General features: G+C 68.4%; 20 protein-coding genes. 12 read left to right on the top strand and 8 right to left on the bottom strand.

Annotation, left to right across the window (positions count from 1 at the left end):
* Window positions 1-31: 31 nt before the first annotated feature.
* A complete protein-coding gene (locus IG196_RS15020) occupies window positions 32-499 on the bottom strand; it encodes a DUF6152 family protein (RefSeq protein ID WP_101491641.1) in 468 nt (155 codons plus the stop codon).
* A 14-nt stretch (window positions 500-513) separates the two neighbouring features.
* Window positions 514-933, bottom strand: a complete 420-nt coding sequence (locus IG196_RS15015) for a hypothetical protein (RefSeq protein ID WP_192196771.1) — start codon at window positions 931-933, stop codon at window positions 514-516.
* An 82-nt stretch (window positions 934-1,015) separates the two neighbouring features.
* Between IG196_RS15015 and IG196_RS15010 the strand changes: the two genes are divergently transcribed.
* Both IG196_RS15010 and IG196_RS15005 read left to right on the top strand, forming a co-directional pair.
* Window positions 1,016-1,597 carry a sigma-70 family RNA polymerase sigma factor gene (locus tag IG196_RS15010; protein ID WP_192196770.1) on the top strand — a complete coding sequence of 194 codons (582 nt, stop codon included), beginning with the start codon at window positions 1,016-1,018 and terminating at the stop codon, window positions 1,595-1,597.
* Window positions 1,594-2,235 carry an NrsF family protein gene (locus IG196_RS15005; protein WP_101491638.1) on the top strand — a complete coding sequence of 214 codons (642 nt, stop codon included), beginning with the start codon at window positions 1,594-1,596 and terminating at the stop codon, window positions 2,233-2,235. The genes IG196_RS15010 and IG196_RS15005 overlap by 4 nt, the downstream gene beginning before the upstream one ends.
* Before the next feature lie 23 nt (window positions 2,236-2,258).
* Here IG196_RS15005 and IG196_RS15000 read toward each other — a convergent pair whose 3' ends face one another.
* Window positions 2,259-3,773: a helicase HerA-like C-terminal domain-containing protein gene (locus tag IG196_RS15000; protein ID WP_101491637.1), complete on the bottom strand. Its 1,515-nt coding sequence runs from the start codon at window positions 3,771-3,773 to the stop codon at window positions 2,259-2,261.
* 103 nt (window positions 3,774-3,876) lie between these two features.
* On the opposite strand from IG196_RS15000, the gene IG196_RS14995 reads away from it, so the two are divergent.
* Genes IG196_RS14995 through fabG form a run of 10 tightly spaced genes read left to right on the top strand, consistent with a single transcriptional unit; the run spans window position 3,877 to window position 13,410 of the window.
* The gene (locus IG196_RS14995) at window positions 3,877-4,188 is read left to right on the top strand and encodes a phosphopantetheine-binding protein (RefSeq protein WP_101491636.1); all 312 of its coding nucleotides are present in this window, start codon (window positions 3,877-3,879) and stop codon (window positions 4,186-4,188) included.
* Window positions 4,189-4,191: 3 nt separating this feature from the next.
* Window positions 4,192-4,836 (top strand): hypothetical protein, encoded by a 645-nt coding sequence (locus IG196_RS14990; RefSeq protein WP_192196769.1) that lies wholly within the window; start codon window positions 4,192-4,194, stop codon window positions 4,834-4,836.
* 20 nt (window positions 4,837-4,856) lie between these two features.
* On the top strand, window positions 4,857-6,575 hold the full coding sequence (locus tag IG196_RS14985) for an AMP-binding protein (protein WP_225617048.1): 1,719 nt from the start codon (window positions 4,857-4,859) through the stop codon (window positions 6,573-6,575).
* On the top strand, window positions 6,572-7,582 hold the full coding sequence (locus IG196_RS14980) for an acyl-CoA synthetase (protein WP_192196767.1): 1,011 nt from the start codon (window positions 6,572-6,574) through the stop codon (window positions 7,580-7,582). Before IG196_RS14985 ends, IG196_RS14980 begins: the two co-directional genes overlap by 4 nt.
* 28 nt (window positions 7,583-7,610) lie before the next feature.
* The gene (locus tag IG196_RS14975; protein WP_225617047.1) at window positions 7,611-8,189 is read left to right on the top strand and encodes an outer membrane lipoprotein carrier protein LolA; all 579 of its coding nucleotides are present in this window, start codon (window positions 7,611-7,613) and stop codon (window positions 8,187-8,189) included.
* Entirely contained in the window at window positions 8,186-10,591 is a 2,406-nt protein-coding gene (locus IG196_RS14970; RefSeq protein WP_192196766.1) for an MMPL family transporter, read from the top strand. Before IG196_RS14975 ends, IG196_RS14970 begins: the two co-directional genes overlap by 4 nt.
* A gap of 20 nt (window positions 10,592-10,611) precedes the next feature.
* Window positions 10,612-11,445, top strand: coding sequence for a polysaccharide deacetylase family protein (locus IG196_RS14965; protein WP_192196765.1), 834 nt, complete (start codon window positions 10,612-10,614; stop codon window positions 11,443-11,445).
* Window positions 11,442-12,212 (top strand): class I SAM-dependent methyltransferase, encoded by a 771-nt coding sequence (locus IG196_RS14960; RefSeq protein WP_192196764.1) that lies wholly within the window; start codon window positions 11,442-11,444, stop codon window positions 12,210-12,212. Before IG196_RS14965 ends, IG196_RS14960 begins: the two co-directional genes overlap by 4 nt.
* On the top strand, window positions 12,209-12,682 hold the full coding sequence (locus tag IG196_RS14955; protein WP_192196763.1) for a hydroxymyristoyl-ACP dehydratase: 474 nt from the start codon (window positions 12,209-12,211) through the stop codon (window positions 12,680-12,682). Before IG196_RS14960 ends, IG196_RS14955 begins: the two co-directional genes overlap by 4 nt.
* A complete protein-coding gene (gene fabG / locus IG196_RS14950) occupies window positions 12,679-13,410 on the top strand; it encodes a 3-oxoacyl-ACP reductase FabG (RefSeq protein ID WP_192196762.1) in 732 nt (243 codons plus the stop codon). The genes IG196_RS14955 and fabG overlap by 4 nt, the downstream gene beginning before the upstream one ends.
* A gap of 49 nt (window positions 13,411-13,459) precedes the next feature.
* Here the strand turns inward: fabG and IG196_RS14945 are convergent, their stop codons facing one another.
* From IG196_RS14945 to IG196_RS14925, 5 genes are all read right to left on the bottom strand, one after another.
* Window positions 13,460-14,170, bottom strand: a complete 711-nt coding sequence (locus tag IG196_RS14945) for a DUF4339 domain-containing protein (protein WP_192196761.1) — start codon at window positions 14,168-14,170, stop codon at window positions 13,460-13,462.
* Window positions 14,171-14,297: 127 nt separating this feature from the next.
* Window positions 14,298-14,990 carry a mobilization protein gene (locus IG196_RS14940; RefSeq protein ID WP_192196760.1) on the bottom strand — a complete coding sequence of 231 codons (693 nt, stop codon included), beginning with the start codon at window positions 14,988-14,990 and terminating at the stop codon, window positions 14,298-14,300.
* Between the two features lie 79 nt (window positions 14,991-15,069).
* Entirely contained in the window at window positions 15,070-16,368 is a 1,299-nt protein-coding gene (locus IG196_RS14935; RefSeq protein ID WP_192196759.1) for a type II toxin-antitoxin system HipA family toxin, read from the bottom strand.
* Window positions 16,365-16,685 carry a helix-turn-helix domain-containing protein gene (locus IG196_RS14930; protein WP_192196758.1) on the bottom strand — a complete coding sequence of 107 codons (321 nt, stop codon included), beginning with the start codon at window positions 16,683-16,685 and terminating at the stop codon, window positions 16,365-16,367. Before IG196_RS14930 ends, IG196_RS14935 begins: the two co-directional genes overlap by 4 nt.
* A 55-nt stretch (window positions 16,686-16,740) precedes the next feature.
* On the bottom strand, window positions 16,741-17,511 hold the full coding sequence (locus tag IG196_RS14925) for a hypothetical protein (protein ID WP_192196757.1): 771 nt from the start codon (window positions 17,509-17,511) through the stop codon (window positions 16,741-16,743).
* Window positions 17,512-17,583 lie beyond the last annotated feature (72 nt).

Genomic DNA, 17,583 nt, shown 5'->3' with positions numbered 1-17,583 from the left:
GCGGCCTGACCGCGCTGCCGCGCACCGAGGTTCAGGCGGGCGACGAGCGCAGGCCGTAGGTCTTGCCGTGCACGAACAGGTACTCGGCGCGCAGCACCGCATCGCCTTTCTCGCCGGTGAAGGTGAAGCCGAGCACCGCCACCGGCGTGCCGGGCTTGATCTCCTCGACGCCCCAGGCCTGCAGCCGCGTGAGTGGGGCCAGTTCGACCTGCCACTTGCGGTCGCGCCGCGTCGGCAGTTGCGCCTTGGCCAGCAGCGCCGCGCCATCGACCGTTGCGCTCTGCTTGGGCAGCACGCGCTGCTTCAGGTCGGGCGGCAGCGCGAGGTTTTCGGGCAGCTCGATCTCCAGCTCGCCGTGCGGATTGCGCCAGCTCACCTTGGTGGCGCGGCCTTCCACGTACAGCGGTCGCTCCTGGTCAAAACTGCTCCAGCCGTGGTGGGCCCAGGCGGGCAGGGCCAGGCCGATCGAACCGGCCACGAACATGCGTCGATGCAGCATCGCGTTCTCCTTGGTCAGACATAGGCAATCCAGCGCCCGCAGATGATGACAGCGAGCCAAAACCCCAGCGAGAGAAGGCATTGCGCCTGGCCGAAACGGTCGATGGCGGCGACGCCGCTGCGCCAGTGAAAAAGCGCCGCGTTGGCGCCAGCCAGCGCGATCAGGCCCAGCTTGACGCGAAAGGCGTTGTTCGCCAGCAGTTCGTCGGGTTGGCCGGAGAACATGGTGAGTCCGGTGACGGCGCACAGACCGAAACCCACGAGGGCCGGTCGCAACGTGAGGCGGGCCAGCAGTGGTGCCGGCAGTTCGCGGCCCAGGCCGAGGGCGCGCAGCTCGAACACCAGCAGGCCGCCGAACAGCAGCGCAATGCCCACGATGTGCACCGCCTCCAGCGCCGGGTAGGCCCAGGGGTGCGAGACGAGTCCGGCCAGCATCGGCGCAGCTTAGCGGAGCACCTGCCGGGGCGGGCACAATCCCTTGCAATCTTTTTGACAACGGCTGTAACCGGCCCGCCGGATGGCACGAACCACTGTAGGACGCAGGACGGATTGGGGCGACGCAGAAGTGGCGCTGCGCAGCCTGTTCCTTCGCGGGCTCGACGGCGACGCCGGCGCGTACCGCGAATTCCTGCAGAAACTCAGCGCGCACCTGCGCGCTTTTCTGGGCAAGCGCCTCTTCGGCTGGCCCGATGAAGTGGAAGACCTCGTCCAGGAATGCCTGCTCGCCATGCACAACCAGCGCCACACGTACCAGAGCGACCAGCCCTTGACGGCTTGGGTGCATGCGATTGCGCGCTACAAGATGATCGACCTGCTGCGTGCCAAGTCGGTCCGCGAAGACCTGCATGACCCGCTGGACGACGACCTGGCCGTGTTCGCCGCGTCGGCCACCGACGCCAGCGATGCCAAGCGCGACCTCGGCGGCCTGCTGCAGACCCTGCCCGAGCGCCAGCGCCTGCCCATCGTCCACGTGAAGATCGAAGGCCTGTCGGTGGCCGAGACCGCCAGCCTCACGGGCATGTCGGAGTCGGCGGTGAAGGTCGGCATCCACCGGGGTCTCAAGGCCCTGGCCGCGAAATTCGGAGGCGCCGCACCATGAAGACCGACGACCTCGTCAATCTGCTGGCCACCGGCGACGTGGCGGTGCCGCGGCGCAGCGCCAGTGGGCGCATCGGGCTGGCGGTGCTTGCCGCGCTGCCGGTGTCCTTCGTGATCCTGTTCGGCGAGTACGGGCTGCGGCCCGACCTGGTGCAGGCGATGTTCTGGCCGATGTTCTGGGTCAAGGTGCTGTTTCCGCTGTGCATCGCGGCGGCGGCCTTCGTGACGGTGCAGCGGCTGGCCCGGCCCGGCGTGCGGGTGCGCCACGCGTGGTGGGGCGGGGTGCTGCCGGTGCTGGGAATCTGGGGGCTGGCGGCATTCGTCTGGTTCTCGGTGCCGATCGAGGAGCGTATGCCGTCGCTGATGGGGCAGTCGTGGCGCATCTGCGCGCTGAGCATCGGCTTGATGGCGCTGCCGGTATTTGCGGCCACGCTCGTGGCGCTGCGGGGACTGGCACCGACGCGGCCCGCGCTGGCGGGTGCCGCGGCGGGTGCGCTGGCCGGCGGCATCGGGGCTGCGGTCTACGCGCTGCACTGCGCCGAACTCACGGCGCCGTTCCTCGCGGTCTGGTACGTGAGCGGGATTGCCGTGCCGGTGCTGCTGGGCGCGGCACTGGGGCCGCGTCTGCTGCGCTGGTAGTAGCTGGGTTCGGCGGCGCTGCTTCAGCGCTTCTTGCTGCCGAAGATCCCGCCCAGCACGCCGCGCAAGATCTCCTTGCCCACCGACGTGCCCATGGTGCGCACCGCCGACTTGGCCATGGTCTGCACGAGGCCGTCGCGCTTGCCGCCGCGCGGGCCGGTGCTGCCGAAGAGCATGTCGTTGAGCATGCCGCCCATGCCGGACGATTCTTCTGCTGCCGCGGCCCCGCCCTTCGCGCCCGCAGCCGGCGCGTCGGGTGCGCTCTCGGCGCGGCCCTTGAGCTTTTCGTAAGCCGATTCGCGGTCGACCGTCTTTTCGTACACGCCGGCCACCAGCGAGTTGGCGATCAGCGCCTTGCGCTGCTCGGGCGTGATCGGGCCGAGCTGGCTGCCCGGCGGCAGCACGTACACGCGCTCGGTGATGCTCGGACGGCCCTTGGAATCCAGGAAGCTCACGAGCGCCTCGCCCACGGCGAGTTCGGTGATGGCGGTCTCGATGTCGAGGCCGGGCTTCTGGCGCATGGTGCTGGCAGCAGCCTTCACGGCCTTCTGGTCGCGCGGCGTGAAGGCGCGCAGCGCGTGCTGCACCCGGTTGCCGAGCTGGGCCAGCACCGAATCGGGAATGTCCAACGGGTTCTGCGTGACAAAGTACACCCCGACACCCTTGGAGCGCACCAGCCGCACCACCAGTTCGATGCGTTCGACCAGCGCCTTGGGCGCCTCGTTGAACAGCAGGTGGGCCTCGTCGAAGAAGAAGGCCAGCTTCGGCTGCTCGGGGTCGCCGATTTCGGGCAGTTGCTCGAACAGCTCGGACAGCATCCACAGCAAAAAGGTGGCGTACAGGCGCGGCGAATTCATGAGCTTGTCGGCCGCCAGGATGTTCACCACCCCCTTGCCGCCCACCGTCTGCATGAAGTCGGAGATGTTGAGCATCGGCTCGCCGAAGAACTTGTCGCCGCCCTGGGTCTCGATCTGCAGCAGGCCGCGCTGGATCGCGCCCACGCTGGCGGCGCTGATGTTGCCGTACTCGGTGGTGAACTGGCTCGCGTTCTCGCCCACGTACTGCAGCATGGCGCGCAGGTCTTTCAGGTCGAGCAGCAGCATGCCGTTGTCGTCGGCGATCTTGAACACCAGGTTCAGCACGCCGGCCTGGGTTTCGTTCACGTCGAGCATGCGGCCCAGCAGCAGCGGGCCCATGTCGGACACCGTGGCCCGCACCGGATGGCCCTGTTCGCCGAACACGTCCCACAGCGTGACGGGGCAGGCGGCGGGCTCGGGCACGTCGATGCCGCGTTCCTTGAGCGTGGCGGCCAGTTTTTCGCCGACGGCGCCTTTCTGGCTGATGCCGGTCAGGTCGCCCTTGACGTCGGCCATGAACACCGGCACACCGATGTTCGACAGCTGTTCGGCGATGGTCTGGAGCGACACGGTCTTGCCGGTGCCGGTGGCGCCGGTGATCAGGCCGTGGCGGTTGGCCAGGCCGGGCAAAAGGGCGCACTCGATGGTGTCGTGGCGTGCGATCAGAAGGGGGTCGGCCATGGGGCGCTCCGGGTCGTATCGAAGCGCGCAGTCTAATCAACCGCCACTCCTATAATTCACGACCCCGCACGGTCGTCCAGGAAAAATAGTTCAGGAGGTTTTTTTGTCATCGACTGCTCAGCCCCCCATTCCCGCCACTGGCGATGCATCCGAACAGTCGCCGATCGAAAAAGAGCTGGCTGTGCTGCTCGTGAACGCGCTCAATCTCGAGGTTGCGCCTGAAGAGATCGTTCCCACCGCCCCGCTGTACGGCGAAGGTCTGGGCCTCGACTCCATCGACATCCTCGAAGTCGCGCTCGAAGTTTCGCGCCGCTACGGTTTTCAGCTGCGCTCGGACGACGAGCGCAACCAGCAGATCTTCCAGTCGCTGCGTACGCTCGCGACCCACGTCGCCGAGCACCGCAGCGCCACCTGATCCATGTCTCGATGGCGACTCGTCCTCCTGCTGCTGGTGGGGGTCACGTATGCCGGCCTCTCCCATTGGATGACGCTGTTCCACGCCACCGAGCCCTGGGCTGTGGTGGTGTTGCTCGGCCCGTTGTGGATCGCGGCCATGGGCTGCGCTGCCAGCTGGTTCGGCCGCTGGGGCCTCGCCGCCGCGGCGGCGCTGGGCATCGGCGGCTTCTCGCTCGTCTTCCTCGGTGAGGCGGGCGACACGAACCGTCTCTATGTGTTGCAGCATGTCGGCATCAACGGCGCGCTCTGCGGCTGGTTCGGTTCGACGCTGCGCGGCAAGGGCTTGCCTCTGATCACGCAGTTCGCGCAGCGCGTGCACCCGCTGAAGGGGCACATGCTGTCTTACACGACGCATCTCACGCAGATCTGGACGGTGTATTTCGCCGTCGTGGTCGTGTCGTCGATCGTGGTCTACCTGACGATGTCGTTTTCGGCCTGGTCGCTCTTGGCCAACGTGCTGTCGCCGCTGAGCGTGGCGCTTCTATTCGTGGGCGAGCACCTCGTGCGCTACCGCCTGCACCCCGAATTCGAACGCACGCGGCTCGTCGATGCGGTGCGCGCGTTCTACGGCACCTCGACGGTGGACAACGGCGCCGGCGGCCAATGAAACAGGCGCAGGCAGCCCGCGTGACCATCGACACCGCTTCTTCCTCTTCTTTCCTGCCGCTGCTCGCGGACCGCAACCCCGACGCCCCGCTGGCCTGGCGCGGCGGTCAACCGGTCAGCGCGCGCCAGTTCCTGGCCGACGTCGAGCGTCTGGCGCCGGTGTTGCCTGCCGAAGGGCCTGCTGTCAATCTGTGCCTCGACCGCTACGCCTTCGCCGTGAGCCTGGGCGCCGCGCTGGTGCGTGGCCATGCCAGCCTGCTGCCGCCCGATGCGCGGCCGGACACGCTGGCGCGCCTGACCGAAATCGGCGGCCCCCATTTGTTCGCGCTGACCGACGACGCGAAGCTCGACACCCCCGGCATGCGGCGCCTGCAGGTCGAGGCCGTTCCCGGTCCGGCGGGCGATGCGCCCGTGCCCACCATCGACGGCGGCCGTCATGCAGCCAGCCTGCTCACGTCGGGCTCCACCGGCGTGCCGCAGCCGCACGCGAAGGCCTGGCGCACGCTGGTCGGCGACGTCGAAGTGGCGGTCGAGCGGTTGTGCCGCGTGCTGCAGCGGCCCACGCTCGAAGGGCTCACGCTGGTCGCGACCGTGCCGGTGCAGCACAGCTACGGACTCGAATCGTCGGTGCTGCTCGCCATGCTCGGTGGCGCAGCCTTCGAGACTGGGCGGCCGTTTTTCCCGGCCGACGTGGCGAAGGCGCTGGCCTTGGTGCCGCGGCCTCGCGCGCTGGTGACCACCCCGTTCCATCTGAAGACCTTGCTGCTGTCGGGCATCGAACTGCCGCCAGTCGACCTGATCCTGTCGGCCACTGCACCGCTGTCGCCGCAACTGGCCTTGCAGGCCGAGCAGGCATTGGGCGGCGTGCTGCTCGAAATCTACGGCAGCACCGAATCGGGCCAAGTGGCGACGCGCCGCACGACCGACAGCGAAATCTGGGAAACCTTCGGCGAGATCCGCGTGCACGCGGAGCCGGGGGAGGGCGACGGCCCCGAGCGCTTCATCTTCAGTGGCGATTTCATTCCCGAACCCACGCCGATGGCCGACGTGCTCGAACTGCTCGATGCACGGCGCTTCCGCCTGTTCGGCCGCGCCAACGACCTGATCCACGTCGCCGGGCGGCGCAGCTCGCTCGCGCACCTGAACTACCACCTCAACAGCATCGCCGGCGTCGAAGACGGCGCCTTCTGGCTGCCCGACGAGGTGGCCGACGGCGTGGTGCGGCCGGTGGCGTTCGTGGTCGCGCCCACGCTGTCGGCGACCGACATCATTGCTGCACTGCGACAACGGCTGGAACCCGTGTTCGTGCCGCGCCGCGTGGTGCAGGTCAAGGCCTTCCCGCGCGAAGGCACGGGCAAGTTGACGGTGCGGGCGCTGCGCGAATTTGCGCTGGCCCAGCTCGCCGACGACCAGACGCCGGTGCAGATGGCGCACACGGTGCCGGTCGACCATCCGGCCTTTGCCGGTCATTTCCCCGGCCAGCCGCTGGTGCCCGGCGCGTTGCTGCTGGCCGAAGTCATGGAGGTCGTGCGCCGCGTGCCGGCCCTGTCGGCGCGGCTCGGCACGAGCCCGACACTCGCGGCCGCCAAGTTCCTCGCGCCCGTGCGCCCCGGCAGCACGCTCTCCATCGAGCTGCAGCCGGAGGCCGGCACCGGCCGCGGCGTGCGCTTCGACGTGCGCTGCGACGGCGTGGTGGCTGTCACCGGTCGCTGGACGGCTGTGCCAGAGTCGGCGGGATGAAGCACACCGACGCCGAAACGCGCGCCGTGGACGAAGCGGCGCGGCAGACCGCCCGCCCGACGGCCCAGCAGGGCGACTGGGCGCGCGCGCCCGAGCGCAGCAACATGCTGGCGCTGCGCTTCATCTGCCTCATGGCACTGGTGTGCGGGCGCCATGTCACGCGGCTGCTGCTGCCGCCGATCAGCCTGTACTTTTTGCTGTTCGCGCCTGCGCCGCGCCGCTACATCAAGCGCTACCTGTTCCGCGCCATCGGTCCGCGTGCGGGTTGGGTCGACGGCTACCGTTTGCTGCACGCGTTTTCTTCGACCGTGCTCGACCGCGTGTACTTCCTGCGCGGGCGCATGGACCTGTTCAAGGTGAAGATCGAAGGCAACGGCCCCATCGAGGCCGAGGCGGCCGAAGGGCGAGGCGCTTTCCTGCTCGGCGCGCACATCGGCAGCTTCGAGGTGCTCGGCGCCTGCAAGCAGCAGGCGCACCAGAACCGCATGCGGCTGGCGATGCTGATGTATCCCGACAACGCGCAGCGCATCACCGCCATCCTGAACGCCATCGCGCTGCCCGAAATGCGGCCGCACGTGATCTCGCTGGGCCGGCCGCATTCGATGCTCGCGCTGCGCGACTGGCTCGACGGCGGCGGCCTCGGCGGCATGCTGGCCGACCGCACGCTGCCGGGCAGCGAGGAGCAGCCGGCACACCAGCGCGGCAACAACATCGTGCTGCCTTTCCTGGGGCAGTCGGCCGTCTTCAACGACGGCCCGTTCCGCCTTGCTGCGCTGCTGCGCCGCAAGGTGTTCTTCATGGCCGGCATGTACGGCGGCGGTGCCCGCTACGATGTCCGGTTCGACCCGCTGGCCGACTTCGGCACGCCGTTTGCCGATGCCGCGGAGCGCGAACAGCGCATCCGCGGCGCAGTCGAGGCCTATGTGGCCCGCCTTGAGGCGCTGTGTCGCGCCTACCCGTACAACTGGTTCAACTTTCATGATTTCTGGCTCGAAGATGCGGCTTGATTGGCTTTGCAGGGTGTTGGTGCTCGCCGTGGCTTTCTGCGCCGCGCCGGCCTGGGCGGCGTTCGACCTGCCTGAACTGATGGGCCTGCTGTCCAAGCAAAAGAGCGGTGAGGCGCGCTTCACCGAACAGCGCTTCGTGCACGGCCTCGAAGGCCCGCTCGATGCGAGCGGCACGCTGAGCTTCGAGGCGCCCGACAAGCTGGTGCGCCGCACACTGTCGCCGCGCATCGAAACCATGGCGGTCGACGGCAACACGCTGACCTTGTCGCGCGGCAACCGCAATCGCACGCTCGCGCTGGACAGCATGCCCGAGCTGCTGGGCCTGGTCGAAGCCATGCGCGGCACCCTGACCGGCGACGGCACCACGCTGCAGCGCTATTTCAAGAGCACCGTGTCCGGCGCTGCCAACCAGTGGACGCTCGACCTGACCCCCAATGACAGCCGGCTGGCCGCGCAGGTGCGCAGCATGCGCATCACGGGCCGCGGCGGCGAGGTGCTGGGGCTGGAGATGGAGTTCGTGGGCGGCGACCGCTCGGTCATGAACATTTCGCCCAAGGCGCCGCCGTCGGCGGTGCCGGCCAGCGCCCCCGGGCGCGCGACGCCGTGAGCCTGGCGCAGGCGGGCGGGCCGCCGGGGTGGTCGCGCCGCATCGTCGTTCTGCTGGCGTGGCTGTTGGTCGTGGGCCTGGGCGCGATGGTCATCGCGCGCACCCAGATCGGCGCCGACCTGTCGGCTTTTCTCCCCAAGAGCCCGGACCTGCGCCAGCGCGTGCTGATCGAGCAGCTGCAAAGCGGCGTCGCCTCGCGCACGCTGATGCTGGGTTTCGAAGGCGGCAGCGTCGAACAGCGCGCTGAAGTCTCGCGCGCCGTCGGCAAGGCGATGCGCGAGAGCAAGCTCTTCGACCTGGTGCAGAACGGCGATGTGAGCGACTGGAGCGAGGCCGGCACCTGGGTGTTCGAGCACCGCTACCAGCTGTCGTCCGGCGTGATGCCGGGGCAGTTCACGGTGGCCGGGTTGCGCGACGCCATCATCGACACGCTGTCGATGCTCGGCACGCCGGCCGGCAACGCGATCAAGCCCTTGCTCGACCGCGACCCGACCGGCGAAACCCAGCGCGTGGCGATGGAACTGGTGCCGGCGAGCGCGCCGCGCAGCGAAGGCGGTGTCTGGATGTCGCGCGATGCGCCGCGTGCGCTCATGATCGCGACGACGCGTGCGGCCGGGGGCGACCTCGACGCGCAGGCCGTCGCCATCGCGCGTGTTCAGGCCGCCTATGAAGCTGCCGCGCGCGGCATGGGTGAAGCCAGTCCCAAGCTGTTGCTGAGCGGAGCGCCCGTGTTCTCGGTGATGAGCCGCGAAAAGATCAAGACCGAAGCCATCCACCTTGCGGTGGTCGGCGGCATCGTGATGAGCGTATTGCTGCTGCTGGCTTTTGCCTCGCCGCGCGCGCTCGTCATCGCCTTCCTGCCGGTGGCCACGGGCGTGGTGGTCGGCACCGCGTCGGTCAGCCTGGTGTTCGGCTCGGTGCATGGGCTCACACTGGGCTTCGGCAGCACGCTGATCGGCGAGACGGTCGACTACGCCATCTATTACCTGATCCAGGCGCGCGGCGCGGCCGTGGCCGGCACCGGCTGGCAGCGCTGGCGCGAGGTGCATTGGCCCACGGTGCGGCTCGGCCTGCTGACCTCCGTGTGCGGCTTTGCGGCGTTGGTGTTCTCGGGCTTCCCGGGGCTGGCGCAGCTGGGCGTGTTCTCGATCGCCGGGCTGGTGTCGGCCGCATTGGCCACGCGCTACGTGCTGCCGGTGCTGGCGCCCGATGGCGCGACGGGCATGGGCATGCGCCGGCACATGGCACGGCTGGCCGGCCTGCTGGTGCGCGGCCTGCCGCGCCTGCGTTGGCCGCTGGCAGCGCTCGGCGTGGCCGCGCTCGCGCTGGTGCTGTGGCAGGGCGGCCACTTGTGGCGCGCCGACCTGAGCGCGATGAGCCCGGTGCCGCGCTCGGCCCAGCTGCTCGACGAAATGCTGCGCAAGGACATCGGCGCCAGCGACGGCGGCGTGCTCGTGGTGGCCTTCGGCGACGACGAACAGGCCGCGCTGCGCCACACCGAAGCCGCAGCAACGCGCCTCGACGCGCTGGTCGACAAGGGCGAGCTCAGCGGCTACGAAACCGTGACCCGCGTGCTGCCGAGCGTGGCGGCGCAGACCGCGCGCCTGGCCAGCCTGCCCGATGCCGACACGCTGCGCGCCAACCTGGCCGAAGCGACGAAGGGCTTGCCGTTGCCGGCCTCCCGGCTTGGCGCCTTCGTGACCGATGTGGAGGCCGCGCGCAAGCAGGCGCCCGTGCAGCGCGCCGACCTCATGGGCGGTCCGCTGGGCTCCGTGGTGAACACGCTGATGTACGAGCGGCCGGGCGGCGGTTGGTCCACGCTGGTCGTGCTGCATCCCGGTCCGGGCTTCGATCAGGGTCGGCTCGAAGCCGCGCTGGCCGGCCTGCCCGAGGTGCAGGTGGTGGACGTCGGCCGCGAACTCGGCGGCCTCTACCAACGCTACCTGCACGAGGCCTTCGTGCAGGTGCTGTTGGGCGCGCTGGCGGTGGTGGTGCTGCTGGGCGTGTACCTGCGCTCGTGGCGCCGGCTGCTGGCCGTGTGCCAGCCGCTGCTGTTCGCGGTGGTGCTCACGCTGGGTGGCATGGCGCTCGCGCAGGCGGCGCTCGGCATCCTGCACCTCGTGGGGCTGTTGCTGATCGTCGCCGTGGGGTCGAACTACGCGCTGTTCTTCGACCAGCTGCGCACGACCGGGCGCGCCGATGAAGACACGCTGGCCTCGCTGATGCTGGCCAACCTCACGACGGTGGTGTCGTTCGGGCTGATCGCGATCTCGGACATTCCGGCGCTGTCGTCCATCGGCCGCGTGGTGGCGCCGGGCGCCTTGCTGGCGCTGCTGCTGTCGGCCGCGTTCGCACGCAACGTGACGCCCGGGAAGGGCCCGAGCCCACAGCGACCGCGCTGATGGGAAAATTCGGACCCACCATGTCGTCGCCTTCCGCCCCTGTCGCTGCCGCCGAATCCTGGCCCTGGCCGCCGGCCATGCGCGCCAGCGCGGCCGTGCATGTGGCGGCGCTGGGCGCGGGCGTGCTGGTGCCGGGCGCGTGGCCCTGGGCCCTCGGCGCGGTGGTGCTGAACCATGCGCTGATCACCGGCGCGGGCCTCACGCCGCGCAGCAACCTGCTCGGCCCGAACGTCACGCGCCTGCCCGAGGCCGCGGGTGCACGTCGTGAGGTGGCGATCACCATCGACGATGGGCCCGAGCCCGAGGTCACGCCCCGTGTGCTCGACCTGCTGGATGCGCACGGCCAACGCGCCACTTTCTTCTGCATCGCCGAGCGCGTGCAGGCGCACCCGGCGTTGGCGCGCGAGATCGTCGCGCGCGGCCACAGCATCCAGAACCACACGGCGCAGCACCGCCACAACTTCTCCTTCCTCGGGCCGCGCGGCTTCGCAGCGGAGATCGCACGGGCGCAAGACATCCTGACCGACGTGACCGGCCAGCGCCCGACCTGTTTCCGCGCCCCCGCCGGGCTGCGCAACCCTTTCCTCGAACCCGTGCTGCACCGCCTCGGCCTCTCGCTCGTGAGCTGGACGCGGCGCGGTTTCGACACCCGCGAAGGCGACGCCACCAAGGTGATGGCGCGCCTCGCCCGCAATCTACAGGCGCGCGACATCCTGCTGCTGCACGACGGCAACGCCGCGCGCACCGCAGCAGGGCAACCCGTTCTGCTCGAGGTGCTGCCCTTATTTCTCCAACGCCTGCGCACCGATGGATTGCGTGCCGTGACCCTGCCTGAAGGATTGAAGACCGCATGAGCGCCGTGATGCCATCGACGATGACCACTGACAACGCCTGGCGCGAGCTGCACGAAGCCGCGACCGTTCCGTACAAGAAGGGCGGCACCTTCGCCTGGCAGTTCGCTCGCGGCAAGCTCGGGCGCGACCCGGTGTTCCGCGGCCTGCTCGAACGCGGCCTGATCGACGCGCAGCATCGGCGCGTGGTCGACATCGGTTGCGGACAAGGCCTCTTCGTGAGCCTGCTGGCGTCAATGAGCGCGATGCAGCAACAAGGACGCTGGCCCGCGTCATGGGCCGCCACGCCGGCCGCCGCCGACTACACGGGCATCGAGCTGATGCCGAAGGACGTCGCGCGCGCCGAGGCGTCGGTCGGTCACCTGAAGCCGACGCCGCGCCTGGTGTGCGCCGACATGTGCTCAGCCGCCTTGCCCGATTGCGACCTGGTCGTGATCCTCGACGTGCTGCACTACGTGGGCCTCGCAGCGCAGGAGGGCGTGTTGACGCGCGTGCGTGACGCGCTCCGCCGTGGCGGCAACCCGAACGCGCGGCTGCTGCTGCGCGTGGGCGATGCATCGAGCACGCGCGGTTTCGCGATCAGCCAGTGGGTCGATCGCACGGTGACGCGCATCCGCGGCCACAAGGTGTCGCCGACCTGGGGCCGGCCGCTGACCGAATGGACCGCGCTGCTGCAGCGCCTGGGGTTCCGCGTGCAGAGCATTCCGATGAGCGAAGGTACGCCGTTTGCCAACGTGCTGTTGGTGGCCGATCTGGAGGCTGCCGCTTGACGGCACCGCAGACGCTCGACCGCGCGGGCATTGCCGAGCGCATTCCGCACAGCGGCAGCATGTGTCTGCTGGAGCGCCTCGAAGGCTGGGACGCCGAGTCGATCCATTGCAGCACCATGACGCACAGCCAGTCGGACAACCCGCTGCGCACCGACAGCGGGCTTCTTGCACCGAACGCCATCGAGTACGCGGCGCAGGCGATGGCGCTGCACGGTGGCCTGCTGGCCGTCGAAGGCAGCACGCCATCGGCCGGCTTCCTGGCCAGCGCACGCAACGTGAAGCTGGCGGTGGCGCGGCTGGACGACATCGACGGGGCGTTGCAGGTGCGCGCCAGGCGACTGTCCGGTGACGACCGGCAGGTCTTGTATGAGTTCACGGTGGCGGCCGACGACGGCCGCCTGCTGGCCGAGGGCCGGGCCGTGGTGGTCTTGAACACGCCGCTGGCGGACATGGAAAGCACACCGTCATGAATTTCGAAGGAAAACGCACACTGATCACCGGCGCCAGCGGCGCGCTCGGCGCGGCCATGGCGGAGCGCTTTGCACGCGACGGCGCGACCGTGCTGTTGCATGCGAACTCGCGGCCCGAGGTGATCGAACAACTGGCCGCGTCGATCACCGCCGCCGGCGGCAAGGCGGAATGCCATGTGTTCGACCTGCGCAGCGACGAGGCCTGTGCGGCCGGCTGCGCACGCATCCTCGAAGGCGGGGCGGTTCAGATCCTCGTCAACAACGCGGGTGTGCACGACGACGCGGTGCTGCCCGGCATGCGCGCCGAGCAATGGCACAAGGTGATCGACGTGTCGCTGAACGGCTTTTTCCGCGTGACCCAGCCGCTGCTGCTGCCGATGATGCGCACTCGCTGGGGGCGCGTGCTGAACATCTCGTCCGTCGCCGCCATCGCGGGGAACCGGGGGCAGGTGAACTACGCCGCAGCCAAGGGGGCGTTGAACAGCGCGACCAAGGCGCTGTCGCTCGAAGTGGCGTCGCGTGGTGTGACGGTGAACGCGATTGCGCCGGGGATCATCGCCTCGCCGATGGCCGATGCGGTGTTCGACCCTGCGCTCATCAACCAGATGGTGCCGGTGAAGCGCGCCGGCACGCCGCAGGAAGTGGCGGCGCTGGCGGCGTTCCTGGCAAGCGATGAAGCCGCGTACATCACGGGGCAGGTGATCTCGATCAACGGCGGGATGATCTGAGAGCCGGCGAGGGCGCCTGACCGCCGCCGACCGCTCTCTGAATCGCAGACTACTGCGGCTTGATGTTTCCGGTTTCCTTCCACTTGGCGATGCGCGTCATGTGATGCTGAAGGTAGAGCATGCTGAAGAAGAAGGTCATGGCGCCCGAGAGATTCAACCTGATCGGTTCGACGCTGTTGTAGTGGTCGAGCATCGAGCGCCTCATCGAGTAGTACCCGCAATAGAAGAGCACGTACGACGGAATCTGAAGCAGCCAGCCAAGACTTTGGGTGTCCGAAGATTCCGATGAGGCATCGACGATGGCGCCGATGGACGCCAGAACCACATAGCCGATCAGGTACATGGTGGCATTGGACCGGGAATCGATCGTGCGTATCCACGACGACTGGATAAACAGCCAGACCACGCCAAAGATGCCGAAGCTCAGCACCGTGAACAGCAAGACCAGCGCCCAGTGCAACTTGGGTGGGAGTTTCTCCTCAGGCCTCGCTGTCTGGTTGGCGTAGGAGGACGGCGGCGCGACGTAGCCCGGCACAGGGGGCGGCTGATGGGCCGGAAAAGGGTGCGGTGGGACGATGGGAGGCGCACCGGACAGCATGGCCCGCTCGCCGAAAAATTGCCGAGCCGGCTGCCATTCGGCCATTCCATCGCGCCAGACCCAGTCTGTCTCAGCAATGTTTCCCCGGGCATACAGCGATCTGGCCTCGCTCTCCTCATAGGGTCCGAACCCTTGCCCATTTCGATTGACGTGGATGTCCATGGTGAATCTCCCTCTCTCTTTGCTTGTTGTAATTAACTGAACTGACGAAACGTTCGAGATGGCCGGCGCATTCATTCATGCCGTGGCAAGCGCCCGGCATGCGCAACAGACCAGGAAAAAAACTGGTTTAAAGAGGCAGCGTATCGAAGGCCGCGTAAGCCGTGGCCAGCCACGACTTCACGCGCTGACGTTCCAGCAACCCGAGCGCATGCGCCCCTTCGCGGTCGTTCACGGCCTTCCAGAAGCTCGTGTTCTGCGCATCGATCTTGCGCATGCTGGCTTCGTGCAGGCGCGGCAATGCAATGACGCGTGCGCCGTTCGCATTGGCCTTCGACAGCGATTGCGACGCCAGCAGCATCCCGAAGTCGCTGCCGCGTCCGTAGTTCTGCACCACGATGTAGTTGGGGCGATTGCCGAAGGTGTCGATGAGCGTGCCGAGCAGGTCGGTGGAGTCCTTGCCATCGTCCAGCACGTGCCAGAAGTTGACCGTGACATCGATTTCCTCGAACACGTCGAACAGGTCGGATTCCTTGATCCAGCGCGACAGCGGCGCCAGCGTTTGCGCCGCGAGGTCGACGATCACGCTCTGCTTCGGGTTGCTCTCGAAGCCGTTCACCACCGTGTCCAGGCCCTCGAAGCTGTCGACCACCACGGGCGAGGCAAAGCCCTCGTAGAAGCGGGTGAAGGAGCTGTGCGAACGGTCGGTGTCGAAGCCGGTGAAAGGACGGCTGCGATCGATGAAGTACTGGGCCAGCACGCGTGCCGTGACCGATTTGCCGACACCGCCTTTTTCGCCGCCGATGAAATTGATGGAGCTCATGAGTGGATGCTGCCTCGAATGGGTTGAGGGGTGGAGGAGGGCGGATTCATTCTAGGGTTCGCTTGCTGCGCCGCCGTGGCTAGCGACCCCGCTTGCTCATGCTCTGCAGCAAGGGATGTGCCTGCAAGCGCTGCTGCAGCCGTTTCTTCCATGGAGCCGGCAGTGCAGAGCCGTCGATCATCGCGGGCCACTGGTCGCGCGCGAGGCGGGCCGTGTCGGCGACCACGCGTCGCATGCGCGGCTCGTGCAGGCCGGCCGAGAAACAGAAGGCGCGCACGTTGGCCGGTGTGAACATCGCGGTGCGACGTACAGCGGCTGCGCCCACCGGGGTCGGCAGCAGCGGGAGCGCATGGCCCTCGACGCCTTGCAGCGCCGCGTAGGCCACGATGTCGTAGGCCGGTGCCAGGCGCGGCGCGATGCCGTCGGGGTAGAGCACGCCGAAGTTCTTCAGGTGCGCATCGGGGTTGCCCAACAGATCGTTGACCACGAGCCGCCGCACCAGTTCGAGCACGGCGTCTTCGCCCAGCGATGGAAAGGCGCGCATCGCGAGCGCCATGTCGAGGTAGCTTCCGCTGTATTTGTGCATCGGATCGACCGCGAGTACCTGGGCGAAATCCTCGAAGTGGATGCGGCGCGCGCCGTCGCGATCGAAACGCGTGACGGCCAGGAACTCGGGCTCGTCCGGCAGCGCATAGCTGTGTTCCGCCGCGATGGCCGACAGCGGTGCGAGTTCAGCGTGGCATACCTCGACACCCGCCGCACCGGCCATCTGCAGCGAGAGCATTTCGAGCTGCGGCATGTGAGGCCGGCCGGCCACCGGCAGCTTGGCGATCACGCGCGTGCTGGCGCCGGCGCGCACGCGCGCCACGTAGCGACCGCCCTGGCGGCGCAGGCCCAGCTTGGGCTGCACGCCCGAGACCGAAATGCCCTGCGGCATCGGCAGCTCGACCACCGACATCTCGAGCGCGTCCTGATCCTGCGTGATGAGGCGCTGCAGCGTGCCGCGGTCGACCGACACCGGGCGTGCAGCCACGGCGCCGGGCAGGTCGCCGCCGCAGGCCGCCAGCAATTCGAAGTGATCGTTGTCGCGGCAACCGCGCAGCTGCGCGATGTGGCTGCGCAGCACGCCCTCGGGCAGCAGGTTCTGGAAGAAGCCGGGCAACTGGCCGCCCTGGGCGTTGAACAGCGGGTTCTTCACGTCGCTCCACAACGCGGCTTGGGCAGAAGGGTCGCTCGCGACCATCGACAGCGAAAGCACGCCCGGCGGCGGGCTGGCGATCAGCTCGGGCTCCGCCACGAAGCGGCACAGGTCGGCGTACTGGAACAGCTTGCCGAGGCGGTGTGCGCCGAGGGAAATCTCGAGGATCTTGACGTTCATGGCGGTGAGCGGCGGCCCCGCACGTAGGGCGGCGCGGCGGGCGCTTCAGCCAGCGCCCGACCGACACGCGTGGCGACCGGGCGGTAGCCGGGATCGACCGCGGTGCCTTCGCCGAAACCCTTGGGCGCGAGCTGCAGTTCGAGCCCCAGCGCATCGACCAGCGCCAGCAGCGACGACAGCTGCGGATTGCCCTTCAGGCTCAGGGCATTGCGCACCGAGCGCTCGGTGAGCCCCGAGCGCAGCGCGATCTCGGCGTTCGTGAGGCCGGTGGCCCCGCGTCGCGCCGTGAGGGCGTTGATGAGTTCCTGTTTGTCCACGGAAATATATTACCTCAAATGGCTATTTGGGAAACATATTTCCGATGTGAAAAGCCTACTTTGGGATCAGCGTGAAGAGCGGCATGACCACGCCCATCACCCAGTTCTGGCCGAAATCGAGGGCCGCGCGGCGGTATTTCTCGTCGGCCTGCGCGGCCAGCAGGTCGAGCCGCGCCACCACCTTCGACAGCTCGCGGTCGGCCACGAGGTTGCGTCCGCGGTCGCTGATCTCGGTGGCCAGCAGCAGCGGCTGGCCGTCGGGGCCGGTCTTGGACGAGATCAGCCAGAGCGAAATTTCGAAGTTGCGCGCCGTACGGTAGCTGTTCTCGGCGTCGACCCCGTCGATCATGGTCTGGTCCCAGGTGTTGCCGTTGGCCTGCTTGAGCATCGTGGCCCAGCCGACGACCAGCGCCGCCACGCGGTCGCCCTGGTAGGCCTGCGGGCCGGTCTCGAAGGCCAGGCGGATGGCGTCGATGCCGGTGGCGCCGCGCAGTTCGGGCAGGGGCGTACCCTGCAGGACCGCGTCCCAGGTGCGTTTCGTGGCTTCTTCCAGGGTGGCGGCCGACTTGCGCCATTCGCGCGGGTTGCGCCGGTACAGCGTGGTCTGTACGCGACGCACCGACTGCAGGTTGTCGCGCAACGACAAATTGGCGATGCGGTTGGTGGCGGATTGCAGCCATTCCTGGTTGCCGTAGGGTTCGGCGCGCTCGGTGGATCGAAGGGACGAACAGCCCGTCAGCGCCAGCGGCGCGAGCAGGGCGGCCGCGGTGCCTGCCAGCAGGTAGGTGCGTCGCGCCGCGAGGGGAGAAGCCAGGGAATCACTCATGCCCTGACGTTATCATCCACGGCTGGGGCGGCGGCCCGCTTCAAGCTGCGGGCCCGTGCAATTTTCCTTACA

The sequence above is a fragment of the Variovorax sp. 38R genome, from assembly GCF_014843395.1.
In the GTDB taxonomy this organism is placed as follows: Bacteria; Pseudomonadota; Gammaproteobacteria; order Burkholderiales; family Burkholderiaceae_C; genus Variovorax; species Variovorax paradoxus_H.
Note: the sequence above shows the minus strand (reverse complement) of the source record. Positions and strands in the feature narration are given on the sequence as shown.